Origin of the sequence: Klebsiella sp. RCJ4 (assembly GCF_009025755.1) — a bacterium.
GTDB lineage: Bacteria > Pseudomonadota > Gammaproteobacteria > Enterobacterales > Enterobacteriaceae > Klebsiella > Klebsiella michiganensis.
Genome location: NZ_WCIN01000023.1, coordinates 216399 through 238889 on the forward strand (window position 1 = coordinate 216399; position 22491 = coordinate 238889).

The following is a 22491-nucleotide window of genomic DNA, read 5'->3' on the forward strand; positions in this document are numbered from 1 at the left end:
ATGCAACTCATCACCCTCTCTATCCTAATCCAATAAAAACTCATGTAACCTATTGTTTCAGGAGCACATTATGTCCCGTAGAGAACTAGCCAACGCCATCCGCGCCCTGAGTATGGATGCAGTCCAGAAAGCCAACTCCGGCCACCCCGGCGCGCCAATGGGTATGGCCGATATCGCCGAGGTGCTATGGAACGATTTCCTCAAGCACAATCCTGAAAACCCGCAATGGTACGATCGCGACCGCTTTATTCTCTCCAACGGCCACGCGTCGATGCTGCTCTACAGCCTGCTGCATCTGACGGGCTATGACCTGCCCATCGAAGAGATAAAAAACTTCCGTCAGCTGCATTCAAAAACCCCGGGCCACCCGGAGATTGGCTATACGCCGGGAGTGGAAACCACCACCGGTCCGCTGGGGCAAGGACTGGCAAATGCCGTGGGCCTGGCTATCGCCGAGCGCACGCTGGCGGCCCAGTTTAATCAGCCAGACCATGAGATCGTCGATCACTTCACCTACGTGTTTATGGGCGATGGCTGCCTGATGGAGGGGATTTCTCACGAAGTGTGCTCTCTGGCGGGGACGTTAGGACTAGGCAAGCTGATCGGCTTCTACGACCACAACGGCATTTCCATTGATGGCGAAACCAAAGGCTGGTTTACCGATGACACGGCAAAACGCTTTGAGGCCTATCACTGGCATGTGGTGCATGAAATTGACGGCCACGACCCCGAAGCCGTGAAGAAAGCGATTCTGGAAGCCCAGAGCGTGAAGGACAAACCCTCGCTGATTATCTGCCGTACGGTGATAGGCTTTGGTTCGCCGAATAAAGCCGGGAAAGAAGAGGCCCACGGCGCCGCGCTGGGAGAACAGGAAGTGGCGCTGGCGCGCCAGCAGCTGGGCTGGCATCATCCGGCGTTTGAGATCCCGAAAGAGATCTACCGGGCCTGGGACGCGCGTGAAAAGGGACAAAAGGCGCAGAAAAGCTGGGAGGAGAAGTTTGCCGCCTATCAGCAGGCCCATCCGCAGCTGGCGGCGGAGTTTACGCGGCGCATGAGCGGCGGACTGCCTGAGTCGTGGGATGAAACGACGCGGAAGTATATTGCCGATCTGCAGGCTAACCCGGCGAAAATCGCCACCCGCAAGGCTTCGCAAAATGCCCTCGATGCCTACGGCCCGCATCTGCCGGAACTGCTGGGCGGCTCAGCTGACCTCGCGCCCAGCAACCTGACCATCTGGAAAGGGTCGACTTCGCTGAAAGAGGATCCGGCGGGTAACTATATCCACTACGGCGTACGCGAGTTCGGGATGACGGCCATCGCCAACGGCATCGCGCATCACGGCGGGTTTGTCCCCTATACCGCCACATTCCTGATGTTCGTCGAATATGCCCGCAACGCGGCGCGTATGGCGGCGCTGATGAAAGCGCGGCAAATCATGGTCTATACCCACGACTCCATCGGTCTCGGCGAAGATGGTCCGACGCACCAGGCGGTAGAACAGCTGGCCAGCCTGCGCCTGACGCCAAACTTCAGCACCTGGCGACCGTGCGATCAGGTGGAGGCCGCGGTGGCGTGGAAGCTGGCGGTCGAACGTCACAGCGGGCCGACGGCGCTGATCCTCTCAAGGCAAAATCTGGCGCAAATGGCGCGCACGCCGGAGCAGGTACAGAATATCGCCCGCGGCGGCTACGTGCTGAAGGACGCTGGCGGCAAGCCGGACCTGATCCTGATAGCTACCGGTTCGGAAGTCGAGATCACCGTGCTGGCGGCGGAGAAGCTGCTGGCCAAAGGGGTGAACGTGCGCGTGGTTTCCCTGCCATCGACCGACGTGTTTGATGCCCAGGAGGAAGCCTACCGGGAATCGGTCCTGCCGTCGGACGTCAGCGCCCGCGTCGCGGTTGAGGCCGGCATCGCCGACTACTGGTATAAGTATGTGGGGCTAAAAGGCAAAATCGTCGGCATGACCGGCTACGGTGAATCGGCCCCCGCGGATAAGCTCTTCCCTTACTTCGGCTTTACCGTTGAGCATATCGTTACCGTAGGGGACGAGGTACTGAACGGGTAACCCATAGCGTGGGCCAGGCGTCTGGCCCCTGCCAGTTATCGCACTGCGGCTGCCGCGCGTAGCGTACCAGGCTAAACCGCTGGCCGTCATAGCGCCAGCGCGTTTGCGTCCCGCAGTCGCCGGGCGCGCGCCCTTTATCCAGCGTCACCAGTTCCTGGCGTCGATCGTCGTAGCGGGCGTTTACCAGTTCGACATCGCGCGGCCCGTCGCCGGGGGGCTGGAAAGGCAGAGTGAGCCGTACCGGATGAGCAATATACGGCCGCTGGCGCGACACCAGCCAGGCCAGCCAAATGGTGTTGTAGGCGCCCGCTTCGCAGCTGGTCATCAGCAGCACCCTATCGTCGGTCAGCGCGGCAACCCGCACCTCGCGGCGAAACGGATCCAGCGAACAGGCGCTGCTGTTCATGCGCTCGTTGCCATAATCCATGAGATCGTTAAGTTCATCGCGGCTGAGGGGGGACTCCGCCACGTCGATTCTCGCCACCGAGCGCAGCGCCGGGGCGGGCGGAACGCTGAGCGGCAGCTCTTCCCCCTTCCCTACCCACGCGGTTTCGCTCCCCACGCGCTTCTGCCGGCTATCGATAAACAGCAGGGCGGCTTTCAGCCCCTGTAAAGAGATGGCCTGCAGGCCATTTTCAAGGGTTATCGCCTTTGCTGCCTGCACCTGCTGCAGAAAGGCATCAATGGTGACGCTATCGTCGGTTTCAAGCAGTTTGTCGGCGATCTGCCAATGTTTATCGCCCAGAGACAGGGGTTTACCATCGAGGCGAAGGCGCGGCGCAATCGGCGCCAGCGCCGCGACCGGGTTGCCCACGCCGCCGAGTTCAATGCGCAGGCTGGCGCTGGTGGCCGCCCCGGCGCTGCGGGTGAGGGTCATGACCAGGCCGTGATGCAGCCCGACGTTGCGGGCCACGCAGAAGTTCTGATTGTTGCAGGTTACCTGCCAGTCATTGAAGAGCTGTTGTGCCGGCGCCGCCCGCACCAGCGACGTCGGCAGTAAACCGAAAAGCAGAAACAAAATAACCCGATGCAACATGAGCGGCACAACCCCGGAGAAAACGCCATACACAGCGGCTATGTTCACCAGCGGCGAGGTTTTACTCAATCGGATTTATCAGAGATCCCCGTTCATCAGCCCGGAGGTTTGCAAATATTGCAGCAGGATCACCGCTTTGCCATCGCGGATCTCCCCGTTCGCCATCATCTCCAGCGCCCGATGATAAGGGAGCTCCAGCACCTCAATATCTTCATCATCAACGCCGCCGCCATCGTTGGCCCGCTGAGTATCGTTATATTCGGCAATAAAGAAATAGATAAGCTCGGTGACGCCGCCGGGCGACATAAACAGTTCAAACAGTTTGCGCACTTCACCGACTTCGAAACCGGTCTCTTCAATAGCTTCTTTGCGCACGCACTCCTCCGGCTCATCGCTGTCCAGCAGCCCGGCGCAGGTTTCAATCAGCATCCCGTCTTCGTTGCCGTTTACCCAGGTCGCGACGCGAAACTGGCGAACCAGCACGACGGTCTGCTTATGGCGGTTATACAGCAAGATGGTAGCGCCGTTGCCGCGATCGTAGACTTCGCGTCTATGGCGAACCACGCTGCCGTCGCTGCGCGTCAGTTCATAGGTCATGTTGCGCAAAAGGAACCAGTTTTCGGAGAGGATTTTATCTTTGATAATGTTGATATTGAGTGACATACGAGCCCCACAGCGTGAAATGACGATTCCATACTACGCTGTGAAGCCCGCTTTGTCGTCAGTGAAGCGGAATCGATTTAACCTCGAGGAAGTCCATTATCCCCTGCGCCGCGTGGCGGCCTTCCGCCATGGCGGTCACCACCAGATCGGCGCCACGCACCGCATCGCCGCCGGCAAACACTTTGCGATGGGTGGTCTGGTAGCGGTAGCGGCTTTCCACATTGGCCTTGATTCGACCCCGGCTATCGAGCTTAACGCCCACCGATTCCAGCCACGGCATACCGTGCGGATGGAAACCAAAGGCCATGATCACCGCGTCGGCGGGCATGACAAACTCGCTTCCGGGGATTGGCGACGGGCTGCGGCGCCCCTGAGCGTCCGGCGCGCCCAGCCGGGTACGCAGAAAGCGTACGCCGTTGACGTGTCCCTTTTCGTTCAGCTCCAGGGTGACCGGCTGGACGTTAAATTCAAACTGCGCCCCCTCTTCGCGCGCGTTTTTCACCTCTTTCTTCGAACCAGGCATATTGGCTTCATCGCGACGATAGGCGCAGGTAACCTGCTTCGCGCCGTGGCGCAGCGCGGTACGCACGCAGTCCATCGCCGTATCGCCGCCGCCGAGCACCACGACGTTCAGCCCTTCGGTGTTGACGTAAGGCTCTTCCGGCAGCTCAAGCAGCCCCATCACCTGTTTGGTGTTGGCTATCAGGAACGGCAGCGCGTCATATACGCCGGGCGCGTCTTCATTCGGCAGATCCGCTTTCATCGAGCGATAGGTTCCGGCGCCAATAAATACCGCGTCATAGTCATCAAGCAGCGTCGTCAGCGGGATATCTTTGCCTATCTCGCAGTTCAGCTCAAAGCGTACGCCCATCTGGGTAAAGATTTCCCGCCGCCGGGCAAGCAGAGATTTATCCAGCTTAAAGGCCGGAATACCAAAGGTCAGCAGACCGCCAATTTCCGGGTGACGGTCAAAGACCACCGGACTCACGCCGTTACGCACCAGGCGGTCGGCGCAGGCGAGCCCGGCAGGACCCGCGCCGATAATCGCCACCCGCTTGCCGCTTTCAACGACCTGAGAAAGATCCGGCCGCCAGCCGTTGGCCAGCGCCTGGTCGGAGATATAGCGTTCAATGTTGCCGATAGTCACCGAACCGTGCTCATCGCGCAGCGTGCAGGCCCCTTCGCACAGGCGATCCTGCGGGCAGACGCGGCCGGTAATTTCCGGCAGGCAGTTGGTCTGGTGAGAAAGCTCCACGGCGGCGGAAATATCCCCCTTTTTCACGCGTTCAATCCATTGCGGAATGTGGTTATGCAGCGGACAGGTCCATTCACAAATGCTGTGCTCGCCGCACGTCAGGCAGCGCTCCGCCTCGCGGTTGGCCTGCCCGGCGCTGAACGGCAGATAGATTTCGCTAAAATTGGCCTTACGCGCCTCGGCGGATAGCTTGTCGGGCTCGCCGCGCGGCGGCGTCGCGGCCATCTGCGCGACTTTGCCCGCGGAGCAAGGCGCCATCGCCGCGCCGGGGTGGCCAAGACGCGCCGCGCGCTGACGCCGCTGTTTCGCCAGATTCACCAGCGTGCTGTCCGTTGCCAGTACCAGCGCTTCGGCCGGGCAGTTTTGTACGCAGGCGGGCCCCTCTTCGCGACCGCTGCACAAATCGCATTTATGCGCCGTCGCTTTGACCCTCTCCTCCTGTACCGGCGTCAGGACGATTTGCATCACGCCAAACGGGCAGGCAACCATACAGGATTTACAGCCGATGCATTTCTCCTGATTAACCTGGACGCTGTCGTTAAGCTGGCTGATGGCGCCATTGGGACAACTGCGGGCGCACGGCGCCCCTTCACAATGGTGGCAGGTTACGGCGTTACGTTTTTGCTCGTTTTTGATAACCGTAATGCGCGGCAAAAAACGCTGCGGGGTCAAAACATGCTGCTCATCGTTGTGCGCCATGACGCAGGCAACTTCACAAGCCTTGCATCCGATGCACTTATGACTATCGCTTAAAATAAAGTGGTTCATGACATCCTTCAGTCTTCGTGGTGAATAACCCCTCAATTCGCATGCTTATCTATTACCCGACAAAACGGTGCCGGAACAATGTGCATTTGCACAGGTTGCCGATTTTTTGGTAATAACCCGAGGTGGATCAATTTTTTTGACTTAAATGAAATCACGTTTTATTTAGCTAAGTAATAATGCGCTTCGTATGCGCCACCGCGGCGGCGCGCCGAAAGGAAGGAGCAGGTAGAGGAAGAAAGAGAGTTCTTTACGCTGCCATAAAAGGCACACGATAAATTACACTATCTCCTTATTTTCTCCACGATTGCCTGAGGGCTTGCCGCTAGAGTGTCACAGGCTGTGCAATAACAAAAAAATGTGCAAAATGAGGTCCTAATTCTGATGGCGAATTTTTTTATCGATCGCCCCATTTTTGCGTGGGTACTGGCAATACTTTTATGCCTGACCGGTACGCTCGCAATTTTGTCGCTTCCCGTTGAGCAATATCCCGACCTTGCCCCGCCTAACGTACGGATCACAGCGAACTATCCGGGCGCTTCGGCACAGACGCTGGAAAATACGGTCACCCAGGTTATCGAGCAAAATATGACCGGCCTCGATAACCTGATGTATATGTCATCCCAGAGCAGCGGCACCGGCCAGGCCACCGTGACGCTGAGCTTTACCGCCGGGACCGATCCGGATGAAGCGGTCCAGCAGGTGCAGAACCAGCTACAGTCGGCGATGCGCAAACTGCCGCAGGCCGTCCAGAACCAGGGCGTAACGGTGCGTAAAACCGGGGATACCAATATCCTGACGATCGCCTTCGTCTCTACCGACGGCAGTATGGATAAACAGGATATCGCCGACTACGTCGCCAGTAATATTCAGGACCCGCTCAGCCGGGTCAACGGCGTCGGAGATATTGACGCCTATGGTTCGCAGTATTCGATGCGCATCTGGCTCGATCCGGCCAAACTCAACAGCTTTCAGATGACGGCGAAAGACGTCACTGATGCCATCTCTTCGCAAAACGCGCAGATCGCCGTCGGCCAGCTGGGCGGCACGCCGTCGGTGGATAAACAGGCGCTCAATGCGACGATTAATTCACAATCGCTGTTACAAACGCCGGAACAGTTCCGTGATATTACCCTGCGGGTTAATCAAGACGGTTCGGAAGTCACCCTTGGCGACGTCGCCACCGTCGAGATGGGGGCGGAAAAATACGATTACCTCAGCCGCTACAACCGCCAGGCGGCGTCCGGGCTGGGGGTTAAGCTGGCCTCTGGCGCAAACGAAATGGCGACCGCTGAACGCGTCATCAGCCGTCTGAACGAGCTGTCGCAATATTTCCCGCACGGCCTGGAATATAAAGTCGCTTACGAAACCACCTCATTCGTTAAGGCGTCGATTACCGACGTCGTGAAAACGCTGCTTGAAGCCATCGCGCTGGTCTTTCTCGTGATGTATCTGTTCCTGCAGAACTTCCGCGCCACGCTGATCCCGACCATCGCCGTTCCGGTGGTGCTGATGGGAACCTTTGCCGTCCTTTACGCCTGCGGCTACAGCATCAACACCTTAACCATGTTCGCGGTGGTGCTGGCGATAGGCCTGCTGGTGGACGATGCCATCGTGGTGGTAGAGAACGTCGAGCGTATCATGAGCGAGGAGGGCCTCTCGCCGCGTGAAGCGACGCGAAAATCAATGGGGCAGATTCAGGGCGCGCTGGTCGGTATCGCCATGGTGCTATCGGCGGTATTTGTGCCGATGGCCTTCTTCGGCGGCACCACCGGCGCGATCTACCGCCAGTTCTCGATTACCATCGTCTCGGCGATGGTGCTGTCGGTGCTGGTGGCGATGATCCTCACCCCGGCGCTGTGCGCCACATTGCTTAAACCCGTTCATAAAGGCGAAACCCACGGGCAGCGGGGCTTTTTTGGCTGGTTTAACCGCACGTTTAACCGCAACGCCAGCCGCTACGAAACCGCGGTCGGTAAAATTCTTCATCGTTCGCTGCGCTGGATAATGATCTACGTCCTGCTGCTGGGCGGGATGGTCTTTCTGTTTCTGCATCTGCCCACGTCATTCCTGCCGCTGGAAGACCGCGGCATGTTTACCACTTCGGTGCAGTTGCCGAGCGGCTCAACCCAGCAGCAAACCCTGAAGGTGGTGCAGCAGGCGGAAGACTACTTCCTGAACAATGAGAAGCAAAACGTCGAATCGGTATTCGCGACCATCGGCTCCGGCCCCGGCGGCAACGGCCAGAACGTGGCGCGTATGTTCGTACGCCTGAAGGACTGGGACGAACGCGATCCCACAACCGGTTCATCTTTCGCCATCATTGAACGCGCAACCAAAGCGTTTAACAAAATTAAAGAAGCGCGCGTCTTTGCCAGCAGTCCGCCGGCCATCAGCGGTCTGGGCAGCTCCGCCGGTTTTGATATGGAGCTGGAGGATCACGCGGGCAACGGACACGAAGCGCTGATGGCCGCCCGCGATACCCTGCTGGAGCTGGCCGGCAAAAATAACCAGCTCACCCGCGTCCGCCACAACGGCCTCGACGATAGCCCGCAGCTTCAGGTGGACATCGATCAGCGTAAAGCGCAGGCGCTGGGCGTCTCTATCGACGATATCAACGACACCCTGCAGACCGCGTGGGGGTCAAGCTACGTCAACGACTTTATGGATCGCGGCCGCGTGAAGAAGGTCTACGTTCAGGCGGCCGCGCCGTATCGCATGCTGCCGGACGATATCAACCTGTGGTACGTGCGCAACAGCAGCGGTACGATGGTGCCCTTCTCCGCCTTCGCGACCTCGCGCTGGGAGACCGGCTCGCCGCGTCTGGAGCGCTACAACGGCTACTCGGCGGTAGAGATCGTCGGTGAAGCCGCGCCGGGCGTCAGTACCGGTACCGCCATGACGATTATGGAAGAGCTGGCCCAGCAGCTGCCGAACGGCTTTGGTCTCGAATGGACGGCGATGTCTTATCAGGAGCGGCTCTCCGGGGCGCAGGCGCCGGCGCTGTACGCCATTTCGCTGCTGGTGGTGTTCCTGTGCCTGGCGGCGCTGTATGAAAGCTGGTCGGTGCCGTTCTCGGTGATGCTGGTGGTACCGCTGGGGGTTATCGGCGCGCTGCTGGCCACCTGGATGCGCGGTCTGGAAAACGATGTTTATTTCCAGGTAGGCCTGCTGACGGTTATCGGCCTGTCGGCGAAGAACGCCATTCTTATTGTCGAATTTGCCAATGAGCTGAATCAGAAAGGCGAAGATCTGCTTACCGCCACGCTCTCCGCCTGCCGCCAGCGTCTGCGGCCGATCCTGATGACCTCACTGGCGTTTATCTTCGGCGTACTGCCGATGGCCACCAGCACAGGGGCGGGCTCCGGCAGCCAGCATGCCGTCGGCACCGGGGTGATGGGCGGGATGATTTCCGCTACGGTGCTGGCTATCTTCTTCGTGCCGCTGTTCTTTGTGCTGGTACGTCGCCGCTTCCCGCTCAAGGAACGGCCGCAATAATCGGGACGCGCCCTGACGATATTTTCGCCAGGGCCAAATAACAGAAAAGGCGACCGGACAGGTCGCCTTTTTCATGTGGTCGCTTCAACTGCATTATTATTCTGCCTGTGAAATCGCCATGCTTTTATTGCGGAAAACTATTTACGAAGCATGCCTTCGATAAAGTCTTTCCAGTTCCCCAGTTCGTGTTCAATCATAATAGCCTCTCTTATTATTATGGGTGATTTTATGCAAATTCATTGATGGTTAAAAGCCTGTTTGCGCTATCGTACTGATAACTTTCATTACCCCCTGCGGAACGTTCTCTTTCATTCGTAAGTACTATGAGCCGATTTTGCGCATTTTAATGTGACCAACAGCAACATTTAGCAACATTTGTTCATCAGCCTGAATCACCGGGATCCGCCTCGAGGCCAGGAAACACCGTCAGGGTGCGTTTAAAAAATGGTCAAAATGTAACAATGAATATATCCCGACGGGAAAAAACGATATTTATTAAAGCATTTCACGTATTATTTATTCAGGGCTTATATATTCGGAACATTCTTAGCCAATCGTTTAATTCAACGGAAAAGGTTTAATCATGCTTACCATGTACGGGATAAAAAACTGCGACACCATAAAAAAGGCTCGCCGCTGGCTGGAGACACAGCAGATAGAATATCGCTTTCATGATTATCGTGTCGATGGTCTGGATCGCACTTTATTAGATAGCTTTATCGCTGAACTCGGCTGGGAAGCCCTGCTTAACACCCGGGGGACGACGTGGCGCAAGCTGGATGAAACGGTCCGCGCCGGTATCAATAACGCCGACGCTGCGGCAAAACTGATGCTGGAAATGCCGGCAATCATTAAACGCCCATTGCTCTGCGCGCCCGGTCAGCCTATGCTGCTGGGTTTCAGTGAATCAAGTTATCAGCAGTTTAACGAGGTGTAGTCTATGTCTTGCCCGGTCATTGAGCTGGCTCAGCAGCTTATTCGCCGCCCTTCCCTCAGCCCCGATGATGCGGGATGCCAGGCGTTAATGATTGAACGCCTGCGTGCGATTGGCTTTACCGTTGAACCGATGGATTTCGGGGATACCCAAAACTTCTGGGCCTGGCGCGGGCGCGGGGAAACGCTGGCGTTTGCCGGCCATACCGATGTCGTCCCGTCGGGGGACGCCGATCGCTGGATTAATCCCCCCTTTGAACCCACCATTCGCGACGGCATGCTGTTTGGCCGCGGCGCCGCGGATATGAAAGGCTCGCTCGCGGCAATGGTCGTCGCCGCCGAACGTTTTGTCGCTCAGTATCCGAATCATAAAGGTCGTCTGGCCTTCCTGATCACTTCTGATGAAGAAGCCAGCGCCAAAAACGGCACCGTTAAGGTTGTTGAAGCGCTGATGGCGCGCAATGAGCGCCTGGATTATTGCCTGGTCGGCGAACCGTCCAGCACCGAAGTCGTCGGCGATGTGGTGAAAAACGGCCGTCGCGGCTCGCTGACCTGCAACCTGACCATTCACGGCGTGCAGGGGCACGTGGCCTACCCGCATCTCGCCGATAACCCGGTGCACCGCGCCGCGCCGATGCTGGCGGAGCTGGTGAATATCGAATGGGATAAGGGCAACGAGTTCTTTCCGCCGACCAGTATGCAAATCGCTAACGTGCAGTCCGGCACCGGCAGCAACAACGTGATTCCCGGCGATATGTTCGTCCAGTTCAACTTCCGCTTTAGCACCGAGCTGACCGACGAAATGATTAAAGCGCGCGTCGTGGCGCTGCTGGAGAAGTACGCGCTGCGCTACAGCGTCGACTGGTGGCTCTCAGGCCAGCCGTTCCTGACCAGCCGCGGTAAGCTGGTTGATGCGGTGGTTAACGCCATTGAGCACTATAATGAAATAAAACCGCAGCTGCTGACCAACGGCGGCACCTCCGACGGGCGCTTTATCGCGCGTATGGGCGCGCAGGTGGTTGAACTGGGGCCAGTGAACGCCACCATTCATAAAATAAACGAGTGTGTGAATGCCGCCGACCTCCAGCTGCTGGCGCGGATGTACCAACGCATCATGGAACAGCTGGTCGCCTGACGGCATCAATAGAGAAGAGGTAAGCGCATGGATTGGCTAACGAAATACTGGTGGGTTCTGGTGTTGGTATTTTTGGTGGGCGTGATGATCAACGTGATTAAAGATCTGACCCGCGTTGACCACAAAAAATTTCTCAACAATAAACCGGATCTGCCGCCGCATCGCGACTTCAACGACAAGTGGGACGACGATGACGACTGGCCGAAGAACGACCCGTCGAAGAAGAAGTAACATCTTACTGCGGATTGCCATAAAGCAATCGCCCGGCGAGTTCGACGCGGGTCAAGTAGCCCGGACTGATGCGCAGCATCGCCTCCGGGAAATTATCCCACTCTGCGCTCTTTTCCCGGGGGCGGCGCTTAACGCGCCTTGCCCGGGCTACGGGTTTACAGCCCGTCTGCCGGCCGGTAGCCCGGACAGATGCGCAGCATCGGCTCCGGAAAATTACCCCACTCTGCGCTCTTCTCCCGGGGGGCGGCGCTTAACGCGCCTTGCCCGGGCTACGGGTTTCCAGCCCGTCTGCAGGTCCGGTAGCCCGGACAGGCGCATCGCGCCGCCTCCGGGTTTATTATCACAGCAGTTCAATAATATCGCTGTCTTTCGGCGTGCTGCCGCTGAGGGCTTCGTCGAAATAGTGCTTCGGTACGGTAAAGCGCAGATGATCGAGGGCAAACTGCATACTGCGATCGTCAATCGCGTGCCCCAGATCTTCAACAATATCCAGCGTCACGTCACCGCCGGCCTGCTGCAGCGCCTCCTGCCCCGCCACCGCCCACGCCAGATCGATCACCCGATCTTCACCGCCGTGGATCAGATGAACTGTAGTCGCGGTCGTCGCGGTCTCCGGCAGCGTCGCATAGCGGCCGTTAAAGGCGATCACCCGCGATGCCAGACCCGGCTCGGCTTTAATGCTCTCCAGCGACATAATCGCCCCCTGTGAGAAGCCGATCAGCGCCGTCGCCTGCGGGCTGACGCCGCTCTGCTGTTGCCAGTAGCGCACCGTTTCGATAAAGGTCGGCATGATGGCATCCACTCGCTGCTGGCGGTTTTCTTCGCTAACGCCCTGCACGGAAAACCACTGGCGTCCCGGAGGCGGACCGCACGGCTCAGCGCCGCCGATACTGACAATCAGCGCATCGGGAAACAGCGGCGCAAACCAGCTACCGATTTGCCCCATGGCCACCGGGTTATCGCCGACGCCATGAAACAGCAGCAGCAGTTGCTGTGCAGGTGTCGCGGGGCTTTGAACAATAAAATGATCGTGTTTCATGGCTGTCTCCTTAATGTCTGCAAGGAAGTTTACGCCGCAGGCGAAATATGACCATGCCATTTAACTGAAGGAGTTAGTTAAAAAAATTGCAGCATTTGAACCTGCCGGCGCAGGTCGTTGGCGCGGTTTTCATCCAGGCTGAGCAGCGCCTGCGCCGCTTCTTCGCGCAGCCTGGCCAGCAGCGCTTTCCGTCCGGATAAACCTAACGTCCGGCAAAGCGCGGCCTCATCCTGCTGCTGCAGGCGGGCCCGCAGCGCCGGAAGCGGCAGCTCCACCAATATAAGCAGGCGATTGAGGCTACCCGCCGAGGTCAGCAGCGGACGATGGGCAAAAGCAAAACCCGCCACCTCCAGCCAGTCTTCTTCAGTAAGAATAGTCGCTTTCAGCGCCGTCAGCGGCACAGGTTCATCTCGCCACTCGCGCAGCCAGAATTCGTCGCGCTGCAGCCGTTGGGCTTCTTCGCGTGCCAGGCGATGGCCCGCTTCGCTGAGAGGATAGAGCGCCATCGCGGTGTAACAGCCGCTGCTGGCTTCCCGATGCGTGCCCAGCCGCACCAGCGTAAAACCGCAGCGTTGCCAGAAGCGCCACAGCTCAGGCGTGTAGCCAAAACTCACCGAGAGATAATCCCGGTCCGCAGCCTGCGACGCCGCCCGGACCACCAGCCGCTGCCCCAGCCCTTCGCGCTGGCGAGCCGGATGCACGGCAATACGGCTGATGCGCAGCCCCGCCAACGTAGCCGCCAGTGGGCTACCGCCGTGCGCCGCCAGCGACTGCGCCACCAGATTGCCGCGCGGACGACGATAGCCGGCCCACACCGCCTGGCTAAGCGGCGGCTCAAGACCGCCCTCCTCCACCAGCCATAGCGATCCGGCGATGCGCTCCCCGCCGCGGGCGCAGGTAAAATGCTGCCCCGGCGCATCCATCATGCGCCGGAGGTCCAGCGGCGACGTGCGATAGTGGGCCCCGGAGAGCAGCTGATACATCGCTTCCGGTAACGCAGGCTGTCGCCGCCAGCTCTCCTGGCTGACGCTTTCCAGCACGATATCGCCGCCTGGCGCGTGCTGAAAGGTCTCGTCGTTGAACAGCAGCAGCCGCGCAATCGCCGCCTCCAGCGGGCAGCCGCTTGCCCAACGGATGGGCGTCGTCAGGCTAAACTGCCGTAAGTGCGCAAAACTGGCGCAAAACTTAAGCAAAAAGCCGCGTCCCGTCCCCTCGTACCCCTGAACGGTAGTGGTCAACAGCGTCCTCGGGAAGCGGGAGACCAGCTGGCGCAGCAGCGGCCCGGGGATGGCCGCGGCCTCATCGACAATCAGCCATCCGGCGGTGCAGCCGGAAGCCAGCAGTGCGTCGGGGGCCATAAAGCGGAAAGCCTCCCCGGCGAATGTCGCCATCACCTCCGCTGCTCCCCGCGCCGGTGCCGTGACGATGGCATCTCCCCCCAGATGGCGAATAAGCATTCCCGCGAGCGCGGACTTGCCTCGCCCGCGCTCGGCGGTTAGCGCCGCAATACCGGGAGGGAACCGGGCCAGTTCGGCAAGCACGGCAGCCTGCTCCGCCTGCGGATGTCCGTCGGCGGGATGCCATGCCGGGCGCACGGGTAACGCGGGCGCCGCAAGTTCATTGCCCTGCCGCCAGAGAATGGACGCGTTATCCGCACTAATCTGTTGGCAAAAACGATAAACAAAATTCGGCGTAGGGATGGGGTCGGGAGCGTCGCTCCAGCGCAGAGAATCCGCATCAGGACGGGCCGGCCATTGCGCAAAGTCGGGGGTGAGCAATACCAGCCAGCTTCCGGCGCGCAGCGTACCGGCTAATGCGGCAAAGGCCGCCACATCAAAACCCTCGCGGGCATCGAAAAAGGCGTGCTGGAATTCGCGGCCCAGCAGCGATTTCAGGGCAGCAGACGAGACGTACGGCTCGGGCATCGGACGCGGGCCGACCCACAGCCCGTCGCCGGCCAGCGCGGTACGGACTCTTTGCGCCTGACGCAGGGTCCAGGCATCGTCGCCGCTGAGAACCAGCAGACGACGAACGCCTTCGCGCGCCATCTGCGCCGTCAGGTGACGCAGTTCATCCATGACAACAGAGCATTACAGCGCGTTGCCGAAGGTGTTGCACTGCGCCGGGTCGCCGCTATCGAAACCGCGTTTAAACCAGGTATAGCGCTGCTGCGACGTTCCGTGGGTAAAGCTGTCCGGCACGACGCGCCCCTGGCTCTGCTGCTGCAGGCGATCGTCGCCAATCGCCTCTGCGGCATTCAGCGCTTCCTGCAGATCGCCGGTCTCCATGTAATCTTGCTTCTGCATGTTGTAGCCCCAGACGCCGGCAAAGCAGTCCGCCTGTAGCTCCATTTTTACCGACAGACGGTTCGCTTCCGCCTGCGAAGCGTTTTGCTGCAGCTGGCGCACTTTCGATTCAATACCCAACAGCTTTTGTACGTGATGGCCAACCTCGTGGGCGATAACGTAACCCTGCGCGAAATCGCCGCCGGCGCCAAGCTTGTTTCTCATCTCATCGTAGAATGACAGGTCGATATACACCGTGCTGTCCGCAGGGCAGTAAAAAGGCCCCATGACCGATTGACCGGTGCCGCAGGCGGTCCGCGTCGCGCCGCGGTACATCACCAGTTTGGGCTGCGGATACTGACGGCCCATATCTTTAAAAATAGCGCCCCAGGTATCTTCCGTGTCCGCCAGAATCACCTTCGTGAATTTCGCGGCCTCTTCATCCTGCGGGCTAATGGAGCGTTGGGTGGTTTGCTGTTGAGATACCGGCTCGCCGGTCAGCATGCCGGTTAAATCCACGCCGTAATAGCCCGCCACCAGAACAATAATCAGCAGTACAATGCCGCCTTTACCGCTGGGGAGACGAAAACCGCCTCCTCCGCCCATCGGTGAACCAGATTGACCACGACGATCTTCCACATTGTCGCTCTCGCGACGTCCTTGCCAGCGCATAAGCACCTCAATTCATCATATTAACCAATGAATAAGATCGTAGGCGGTTCAGCGGAGGATTACCACAGGAAACAGCAAGAAGAGCGCCAGAAGAAGAAAACTTCTTCTGGCGTCGGGGGATTAGTCGAGCTTCACGCCCAGGCGATGAGCGACTTCTTCGTAGGCTTCAATCAGGCCGCCAAGGCTCTGGCGGAAGCGGTCTTTGTCCATTTTATCCATGGTTTTTTTATCCCACAGACGGCTGCCGTCCGGAGAGAATTCATCCCCCAGCACCACTTCGCCTTTGAACAGACCGAACTCCAGCTTGAAGTCCACCAGGATCAGGCCCGCATCGTCAAACAGCTTTTTCAGCACATCGTTAGCTTTGTAGGTCAGCTCCTGCATACGCGCCAGGTTCTCTTTGCTCACCCAGCCAAAGGTTTCACAGTAGGATTCGTTGACCATCGGGTCGTGCATGGCGTCGTTTTTCAGGAACAGGTCGAACAGCGGTGGGTTGAGCTCGATGCCCTCTTCAATCCCTAAGCGTTTCACCAGCGAACCGGCAGCGCGGTTACGTACCACGCACTCCACCGGCACCATATCCAGCTTTTTAACCAGACACTCGGTATCGGACAACAGCGCTTCCATCTGGGTCGGGATACCCGCTTCCGCCAGCTTGCTCATAATGAAATGGTTGAACTTGTTGTTCACCATGCCTTTACGATCGAACTGCTCAATGCGAGCGCCGTCCCCTGCTGACGTATCGTTACGGAATTCGAGTATCAACAGATCCGGGTTTTCGGTGCTGTATACCGTCTTCGCTTTACCACGATACAACTCAGCTTGCTTTTGCATCTTTGTCACTCCAGTGATGATTAACGATAAAAATTTGTGCTTTTCTGCCGACGCACACGTTTGCGTCACTATACATTAAAAAGGGCCGGATTGCTCCAGCCCTGTTAATTACTTACTTAATGCAGCCTGGAATACGGCAACCAGGGCATCATTTTGCGACTGCGTCAGCGTATGGCCTTTCGGGTCGATGAACTGCAGACTGCTGCGGTTATCGAGGTCCCCGACCTGCAGTTTATAATCGCCGGAAACCAGCTGCGGGTCGCGGGCGCCCAGATCGGTCCAGCCGCTGTCGGAAAGCGGTTTGTAGGTGACGGAGAAGCTGCCCTGAGAACGAGAGCTATCGGTGACCTTCATGCCCACTTTTTCCAGCGCGCCCGGCAGGCGTTGCCACACCAGGTTAAACGGCGCGCGAACGATCAGCATCGGCAGGCCGGTATCATCAGCGCCGCTCTGCACGTCGAAGGTCGCCCCGGCATTTTTCTGCGCGGCGTTCTGCGCGCTGGTGGCGTTCAGATCCAGACCTTCGGAGATGACGTTCAGCATGGCGGTACTGTAGCGCTGCAGCGAAGCCGGATCGGCAACAGGTTTACCCGCCTGCTCCAGATTCACCAGCTTCACGATCACCGCCTGCTGATAGCCCTGCTGCTTAACTGAGATTTGATAGCGACCACGATACTGCTGGTCTTCATCGAGGCGATTCCATTCGACCCAGTCGGTATTCAGCGTCTGGCTGGCATCGTCGCGTTTCGCGATAGTGTAGTTTTTCGACTGCACGATGCTTGCCACCTGCGCCCACAGCGAACCGCTGCGCCCGTTTTCCACCATCAGCGTCGCGGTATCACCGTTAAACTGCGTACGCGCGCCGCTGACCAGCGCCAGTGGCTGGGCCGGCGGACGAATGTCCAGGGCTTTGCCAGTGTTACCGGTGCTGGTCGCAACCGGAATATTATAATCACCCACCTGAATCGGCAGGATCATCCCTGCTGGCGCGTGAAGTTCACTAAGCGGCGTAGCCTGCAAATAGGCCTCGTCGCCGCTCACCTGACGCTTGTAGCGCGAGTCAGAACTACAGGCCGCGAGGAGTAGAACCAGCGAAACACCCGCAACCTTCGCCAGGCGCGACTTCTGTACTGAGTAAGCCATCAAATCTCCCTAAACTTTACAGCAAACCGGCATGCTTCAGCGCTGCGGTCACAACCTTAATACCGTTTTCGGTAATCGGGGTCATCGGCAGGCGTAGCGTATCGGTCGCCACAAGACCCAACGCCTTACAGGCCCATTTGACCGGGATAGGGTTGGGTTCGACAAATAATTTGGTATGCAATGGCATCAGACGCTGGTTAATCGCACGAGCTTCGGCAAATTGACCTGCTAGCGCCAGTCGGCACATCTCGGCCATTTCGCGCGCCGCAACGTTTGTCGTTACGGAAATCACGCCATGACCGCCAAGCTGCATAAAGTCCATTCCGGTCGCGTCATCGCCGCTCAGCAGAATAAAGTCATCTGAAACCAGCTCTTTGATCTGATGAACGCGGCTTAAGTTCCCCGTCGCTTCCTTAATACCGATAATATTTTTAATTTCCGCCAGACGACCAACGGTTTCAGGCAGCATATCGCAACCGGTACGGGACGGCACATTATACAGGATTTGCGGCAGGTCAGTATGTTCTGCGATAGCTTTAAAGTGTTGGAACAGCCCTTCCTGGGTCGGACGGTTGTAATACGGCGTTACCGTCAGGCAGCCAACCACGCCGCTATCGTTAAATCGCTTGGTCAGGCTAATCGCCTCTGCGGTTGCATTTGCACCGGTACCGGCAATGACCGGGATACGCCCGTCGGCCAGCTCCAGCGTCTGCATCACCACATCACCATGCTCTTCATGGCTCAATGTTGCGGACTCTCCGGTAGTCCCTACCGAAACGATCGCCGAGGTTCCGCTGGCGACATGATAATCAATCAGTTTTTTCAGGCTTGACCGGCAGACGTTGCCGTTTTCATCCATTGGCGTGACAAGCGCTACAATACTTCCCGTAAACATGGGCCATCCTCAGAGCATAAGTGGGACAAGATTCTCAATGTTACGTTTGGAGTCGTAATAAAAGCAAGAGACCCGATGCCATCAGGGATGTTGTATGCCGGTTTTTTTTATGCTTTCCTAACGTTACCTCACCTTTTTAAAGGAAGAACAGGTTTGACAGCCTCATTACAACACTATCTGGTTATTACCGCGTTGGGTGCTGACCGCCCAGGCATCGTGAATACGATCACTCGTCACGTCAGCAGCTGCGGCTGTAATATTGAAGACAGTCGGCTGGCCATGCTTGGCGATGAGTTTACGTTTATCATGCTGCTTTCCGGCTCGTGGAATGCAATTAACCTGATTGAATCCACTCTGCCGCTGAAAGGCGCCGAGCTGGATCTGCTTATCGTGATGAAGCGTACAACCGCGAGGCCACCTCAGGCGATGCAGAACACCGTCTGGGTTCAGGTTGAGGTGCCGGATTCGCCGCATATCATTGAGCGATTTACGGCGCTGTGCGATACGTGGAAAATGAACATTGCCGAGCTGGTTTCCCGCACTCAGCCCGGAGCGAACGACGAGTCAGCACAGCTTTTTATTCAAATCACCGCCCACAGCCCGACTACGCAAAATGCATCAAATATCGAACAAGCGTTCAAAGCCCTATGTACAGAACTGAATGCACAAGGCAGTATTAACATTGTTAATTATTCACAGCATGATGAACAGGATGGAGTTTGAGTGATGAACCCACTGAAAGCCGGTGATATTGCACCGAAATTTAGCTTACCGGACCAGGACGGCGAGGAAGTAAATTTGACCGACTTCCAGGGACAGCGTGTTCTGGTTTATTTTTATCCGAAAGCCATGACCCCGGGCTGCACCGTACAGGCGTGCGGTTTACGCGATAATATGGACGACCTGAAAAAAGCAGGCGTTGAAGTACTGGGTATCAGTACGGATAAACCAGAAAAACTCTCCCGTTTCGCCGAAAAAGAGCTGCTGAACTTCACTCTGCTGTCTGATGAAGATCATCAGGTATGCGAGCAGTTTGGTATCTGGGGTGAAAAAACCTTTATGGGGAAAACCTACGACGGTATCCATCGTATTAGCTTCCTCATCGACGCCAACGGCAAAATCGAACATGTGTTTGATGATTTCAAAACCAGCAATCACCACGACGTGGTGTTGAACTGGCTGAAAGAAAACGCCTGACGCTAAGATAAACGCAAGACGCCGGGTCGTTCTCAACCACCCGGCGTCTTTTTTTAGGGCATTCCTTGCGGCTTCGCGCTAATGCTCGTCTTCCACTATCAGGCCATCCGGCCAGGCGTGCACCACCGCTTTGATGAGCGTCGCCAGCGGGATAGCGAAGAACACGCCCCAGAATCCCCACAGACCGCCAAAAATCACCACCGACAGAATAATCACCAGCGGATGCAGGTTAACGGCTTCCGAGAAGAGTACCGGCACCAGCAGGTTGCCATCCAGCGCCTGAATAATCAGGTACACCGCAAACAGGCTCCAGAACTCGGTTCCCGCGCCAAACTGGAACAGCGCCACGCCCACCACCGGAATGGTGACCACAAACGCGCCGATATAGGGGATTAATACCGAGAACCCCACCAGCACCGCCAGCAGCAGCGAATAGTTGAGGCCAAAAAGGATAAAGCCAATCCACGTCGCCACGCCGACGACGATCATCTCCAGCACCTTACCGCGAATATAGTTGGTAATTTGCTGGTTCATCTCTTTCCATACCTGCCCGGCCAGGCCGCGGTTGCGCGGCAGCACCCGGCGTACGGCGTTAAGCATCTGCTCTTTATCTTTCAGCAGAAAGAAAACCATCAGCGGCACCAGCACCAGATAGACCGCCAGGGTCAGCAGCCCGACCAGGGAGGCCAGCGAATATTTCACCACCGAGTCGCCGACGGTTAACATCCGGCTGCGCATATTCTCCGCCATCGCGTCGATAATGCCGGCATCCATGAGGGCCGGATAACGGCGCGGCACCGTGGCGGCGAAATCGGAAAGTTTATTCAGCATCCCGGGCATATCGCGAATCAGATAAATGCCCTGCTGCCAGGCAACCGGCATCACCACAAACGCCATCAGCAGCAGAATGCCGACGAACAGAATCAGAACGACCGAGGTGGCCCAGGTACGTGAAAACCCGATACGCTCCAGTCTGACGGTGGGCCACTCCAGCAGATAGGCCAGAACAATCGACACTAACAAAGGTGCCAGCAGGCCGCTGAAGAAAAACATAATGCCGAACCCAGCCAGCAAAATGACCAGCAGCGCTATCGCCTCCGGGTCGCTGAACCGACGACGGTACCACTGCATTAACATCTGGAGCATAAAACCCTTCCCTGAAGAGCGGAGCTGTAACAATCTCAGGAATTGTATCGAAATGTCACAAAAAAGACTTCGCTTTTTATGGGTAAAACCACAAACATTACTGGCCGGATGAATATCATATTTGCAACGCCGCGAACGACGGCTAAACTCGCTGGACCTGCTTGCGGTCAGGGAACATTACGCCGCACAATCGGTCAAACTGGCACACCTACATTACAGGACAGAGGTTATGTTCAGGCAGTTGAAGAAAACGCTGGTGGCGACCGTCATAGCGTCGCTGACGCTGGGTTCAATATTACCTGCTTTTGCCGATACCGCAGACACGCTGCCGGACATGGGCACCTCTGCAGGAAGCACGCTCTCCATCGGCCAGGAAATGCAGATGGGAGATTACTACGTGCGCCAGCTGCGCGGCAGCGCGCCGTTAATCAACGATCCGCTGCTGGTGCAGTATATTAACGGTTTAGGCATGCGCCTGGTGTCGCACGCCAATTCCGTTCGCACCCCGTTCCACTTTTATCTGATTAATAACGATCAAATAAACGCCTTTGCTTTCTTCGGCGGTAACGTCGTACTGCACTCGGCCCTGTTCCGCTACTCGGATAATGAAAGCGAGCTGGCGTCGGTAATGGCGCACGAAATTTCTCACGTCACCCAGCGCCATCTCGCCCGCGCGATGGAAGACCAAAAGCGTAACGCTCCGCTGACCTGGGTCGGCGCGCTGGGGTCGATTCTGCTGGCGATGGCCAGCCCGCAGGCCGGGATGGCCGCGCTGACCGGCACCCTGGCGGGCAGCCAGCAGGGGCTGATCAGCTTTACCCGTCAAAATGAAGAAGAGGCCGACCGCATTGGCATTCAGGTCCTTCAGCGCTCCGGGTTCGACCCGCAGGCAATGCCGGCGTTTATGGGTAAGCTGCTCGACGAGTCGCGCTACTCCACCCGGCCGCCGGAAATGCTGCTGACCCACCCCTTACCGGAAAGCCGTCTCGCCGACGCCCGCAACCGTGCGAACCAGATGCGCCCGGTTGTGGTGCAGTCCTCCGCTGACTTCTACCTGGCGAAGGCCAGAACGCTGGGCATGTACACCTCCGGCGACAATAAGCTGGGCAACGACCTGCTGAGCAGCTGGGAAAAAGGCAATATTCGCGAGCAGCACGCCGCCCAGTACGGCCGCGCGCTGCTGGCCATGGGCAATAACAATTACGATCTGGCGCGCAAAACGCTGCAGCCGCTGCTGAGCGCCGAACCGCAGAACGCCTGGTACCTTGACCTGGCGACCGATATCGATCTCGGGCAAAAGAGAGCCACAGACGCGATTAATCGCCTGAAGGGCGCCCGCGAGCTGCGTACTAATCCGGTGCTGCAGCTCAACCTCGCCAACGCCCTGCTGGAAGGCGGGCAGCCGGGAGAAGCGGCGACGATCCTTAACCGCTATACCTTCAATAATAAAGATGACGTCAATGGTTGGGATTTGCTGGCGCAAGCGGAAGCTAAACTGGGAAATCGCGATCAGGAGCTGGCAGCCCGAGCGGAAGGCATGGCGCTGGTTGGCCGACTCGATCAGGCCATTACCCTGCTCAGCAGCGCCAGCTCACAGGTAAAATTAGGCAGTCTGCAGCAGGCCCGCTACGATGCGCGTATCGATCAGCTGCGTCAGCTGCAGGAACGCTTCAAACCGTACCAGAAAATGTAAGGAGAC

18 protein-coding genes and 1 pseudogene are annotated in these 22491 nt (G+C 57.8%); 8 read left to right on the forward strand and 11 right to left on the reverse strand.

Annotated features, from left to right (window positions below; translation table 11 throughout):
- The first annotated feature begins 70 nt into the window (after positions 1-70).
- On the forward strand, positions 71-2065 hold the full coding sequence (tkt, locus tag F8562_RS07480; protein WP_014230336.1) for a transketolase: 1995 nt from the start codon (positions 71-73) through the stop codon (positions 2063-2065).
- Here the strand turns inward: tkt and F8562_RS07485 are convergent.
- The 3 genes and pseudogenes from F8562_RS07485 to aegA all read right to left on the reverse strand — a co-directional run bounded on the left by F8562_RS07485 (position 2034) and on the right by aegA (position 5787).
- The gene (locus F8562_RS07485) at positions 2034-3101 is read right to left on the reverse strand and encodes a DUF1176 domain-containing protein (RefSeq protein WP_089046453.1); all 1068 of its coding nucleotides are present in this window, start codon (positions 3099-3101) and stop codon (positions 2034-2036) included. The genes tkt and F8562_RS07485 overlap by 32 nt on opposite strands.
- A gap of 65 nt (positions 3102-3166) precedes the next feature.
- Positions 3167-3764 (reverse strand): annotated as a pseudogene (gene nudK / locus F8562_RS07490) (GDP-mannose pyrophosphatase NudK).
- 58 nt (positions 3765-3822) lie between these two features.
- The gene (aegA, locus tag F8562_RS07495) at positions 3823-5787 is read right to left on the reverse strand and encodes a formate-dependent uric acid utilization protein AegA (RefSeq protein WP_014230339.1); all 1965 of its coding nucleotides are present in this window, start codon (positions 5785-5787) and stop codon (positions 3823-3825) included.
- Positions 5788-6168: 381 nt separating this feature from the next.
- Here aegA and acrD point away from each other — a divergent pair, with 381 nt between their 5' ends.
- Positions 6169-9282, forward strand: a complete 3114-nt coding sequence (gene acrD, locus F8562_RS07500; RefSeq protein ID WP_004853071.1) for a multidrug efflux RND transporter permease AcrD — start codon at positions 6169-6171, stop codon at positions 9280-9282.
- A 137-nt stretch (positions 9283-9419) separates the two neighbouring features.
- Here the strand turns inward: acrD and ypfM are convergent, their stop codons facing one another.
- Positions 9420-9479 carry a protein YpfM gene (gene ypfM, locus F8562_RS07505; protein WP_100181659.1) on the reverse strand — a complete coding sequence of 20 codons (60 nt, stop codon included), beginning with the start codon at positions 9477-9479 and terminating at the stop codon, positions 9420-9422.
- Positions 9480-9865: 386 nt separating this feature from the next.
- On the opposite strand from ypfM, the gene F8562_RS07510 reads away from it, so the two are divergent.
- Genes F8562_RS07510 through F8562_RS07520 form a run of 3 tightly spaced genes read left to right on the forward strand, consistent with a single transcriptional unit; the run spans position 9866 to position 11581 of the window.
- Positions 9866-10219, forward strand: coding sequence for an ArsC family reductase (locus F8562_RS07510; RefSeq protein WP_014839182.1), 354 nt, complete (start codon positions 9866-9868; stop codon positions 10217-10219).
- Between the two features lie 3 nt (positions 10220-10222).
- Positions 10223-11350 (forward strand): succinyl-diaminopimelate desuccinylase, encoded by a 1128-nt coding sequence (gene dapE / locus F8562_RS07515; RefSeq protein ID WP_004853076.1) that lies wholly within the window; start codon positions 10223-10225, stop codon positions 11348-11350.
- A gap of 27 nt (positions 11351-11377) precedes the next feature.
- Positions 11378-11581: a YpfN family protein gene (locus F8562_RS07520; RefSeq protein ID WP_004123464.1), complete on the forward strand. Its 204-nt coding sequence runs from the start codon at positions 11378-11380 to the stop codon at positions 11579-11581.
- A 340-nt stretch (positions 11582-11921) separates the two neighbouring features.
- Here F8562_RS07520 and ypfH read toward each other — a convergent pair whose 3' ends face one another.
- From ypfH to dapA, 6 genes are all read right to left on the reverse strand, one after another.
- Positions 11922-12620: an esterase gene (gene ypfH, locus F8562_RS07525; RefSeq protein WP_004853078.1), complete on the reverse strand. Its 699-nt coding sequence runs from the start codon at positions 12618-12620 to the stop codon at positions 11922-11924.
- Positions 12621-12697: 77 nt separating this feature from the next.
- On the reverse strand, positions 12698-14698 hold the full coding sequence (locus tag F8562_RS07530; RefSeq protein WP_089046384.1) for a tRNA(Met) cytidine acetyltransferase TmcA: 2001 nt from the start codon (positions 14696-14698) through the stop codon (positions 12698-12700).
- Positions 14699-14710: 12 nt separating this feature from the next.
- The gene (locus F8562_RS07535; RefSeq protein WP_014839185.1) at positions 14711-15577 is read right to left on the reverse strand and encodes a neutral zinc metallopeptidase; all 867 of its coding nucleotides are present in this window, start codon (positions 15575-15577) and stop codon (positions 14711-14713) included.
- Between the two features lie 120 nt (positions 15578-15697).
- Entirely contained in the window at positions 15698-16411 is a 714-nt protein-coding gene (purC, locus tag F8562_RS07540; RefSeq protein WP_004104417.1) for a phosphoribosylaminoimidazolesuccinocarboxamide synthase, read from the reverse strand.
- Between the two features lie 108 nt (positions 16412-16519).
- The gene (gene bamC / locus F8562_RS07545) at positions 16520-17554 is read right to left on the reverse strand and encodes an outer membrane protein assembly factor BamC (protein WP_004853085.1); all 1035 of its coding nucleotides are present in this window, start codon (positions 17552-17554) and stop codon (positions 16520-16522) included.
- Positions 17555-17570: 16 nt separating this feature from the next.
- On the reverse strand, positions 17571-18449 hold the full coding sequence (gene dapA / locus F8562_RS07550; RefSeq protein ID WP_004853086.1) for a 4-hydroxy-tetrahydrodipicolinate synthase: 879 nt from the start codon (positions 18447-18449) through the stop codon (positions 17571-17573).
- Between the two features lie 153 nt (positions 18450-18602).
- Between dapA and F8562_RS07555 the strand changes: the two genes are divergently transcribed.
- Together F8562_RS07555 and bcp are read left to right on the forward strand one after the other, a co-directional pair.
- Positions 18603-19172, forward strand: a complete 570-nt coding sequence (locus F8562_RS07555; RefSeq protein ID WP_004123480.1) for a glycine cleavage system transcriptional repressor — start codon at positions 18603-18605, stop codon at positions 19170-19172.
- A gap of 3 nt (positions 19173-19175) precedes the next feature.
- Complete coding sequence (gene bcp, locus F8562_RS07560; protein ID WP_004104423.1) at positions 19176-19646, forward strand: thioredoxin-dependent thiol peroxidase; 471 nt, start codon at positions 19176-19178, stop codon at positions 19644-19646.
- Between the two features lie 78 nt (positions 19647-19724).
- Here bcp and F8562_RS07565 read toward each other — a convergent pair whose 3' ends face one another.
- Entirely contained in the window at positions 19725-20792 is a 1068-nt protein-coding gene (locus tag F8562_RS07565) for an AI-2E family transporter (RefSeq protein WP_004123481.1), read from the reverse strand.
- 229 nt (positions 20793-21021) lie between these two features.
- On the opposite strand from F8562_RS07565, the gene bepA reads away from it, so the two are divergent.
- Positions 21022-22485, forward strand: coding sequence for a beta-barrel assembly-enhancing protease (bepA, locus tag F8562_RS07570; RefSeq protein ID WP_004853093.1), 1464 nt, complete (start codon positions 21022-21024; stop codon positions 22483-22485).
- Positions 22486-22491 lie beyond the last annotated feature (6 nt).

Bases quoted from the DNA above. Each gene is read 5' to 3' on its own strand.
- tkt (WP_014230336.1), top strand. From the start codon at position 71: ATGTCCCGTAGAGAACTAGCCAACGCCATCCGCGCCCTGAGTATGGAT.
- F8562_RS07485 (WP_089046453.1), bottom strand. From the start codon at position 3,101: ATGTTGCATCGGGTTATTTTGTTTCTGCTTTTCGGTTTACTGCCGACG.
- aegA (WP_014230339.1), bottom strand. From the start codon at position 5,787: ATGAACCACTTTATTTTAAGCGATAGTCATAAGTGCATCGGATGCAAG.
- acrD (WP_004853071.1), top strand. From the start codon at position 6,169: ATGGCGAATTTTTTTATCGATCGCCCCATTTTTGCGTGGGTACTGGCA.
- F8562_RS07510 (WP_014839182.1), top strand. From the start codon at position 9,866: ATGCTTACCATGTACGGGATAAAAAACTGCGACACCATAAAAAAGGCT.
- dapE (WP_004853076.1), top strand. From the start codon at position 10,223: ATGTCTTGCCCGGTCATTGAGCTGGCTCAGCAGCTTATTCGCCGCCCT.
- F8562_RS07520 (WP_004123464.1), top strand. From the start codon at position 11,378: ATGGATTGGCTAACGAAATACTGGTGGGTTCTGGTGTTGGTATTTTTG.
- ypfH (WP_004853078.1), bottom strand. From the start codon at position 12,620: ATGAAACACGATCATTTTATTGTTCAAAGCCCCGCGACACCTGCACAG.
- F8562_RS07530 (WP_089046384.1), bottom strand. From the start codon at position 14,698: ATGGATGAACTGCGTCACCTGACGGCGCAGATGGCGCGCGAAGGCGTT.
- F8562_RS07535 (WP_014839185.1), bottom strand. From the start codon at position 15,577: ATGCGCTGGCAAGGACGTCGCGAGAGCGACAATGTGGAAGATCGTCGT.
- purC (WP_004104417.1), bottom strand. From the start codon at position 16,411: ATGCAAAAGCAAGCTGAGTTGTATCGTGGTAAAGCGAAGACGGTATAC.
- bamC (WP_004853085.1), bottom strand. From the start codon at position 17,554: ATGGCTTACTCAGTACAGAAGTCGCGCCTGGCGAAGGTTGCGGGTGTT.
- dapA (WP_004853086.1), bottom strand. From the start codon at position 18,449: ATGTTTACGGGAAGTATTGTAGCGCTTGTCACGCCAATGGATGAAAAC.
- bcp (WP_004104423.1), top strand. From the start codon at position 19,176: ATGAACCCACTGAAAGCCGGTGATATTGCACCGAAATTTAGCTTACCG.
- F8562_RS07565 (WP_004123481.1), bottom strand. From the start codon at position 20,792: ATGCTCCAGATGTTAATGCAGTGGTACCGTCGTCGGTTCAGCGACCCG.
- bepA (WP_004853093.1), top strand. From the start codon at position 21,022: ATGTTCAGGCAGTTGAAGAAAACGCTGGTGGCGACCGTCATAGCGTCG.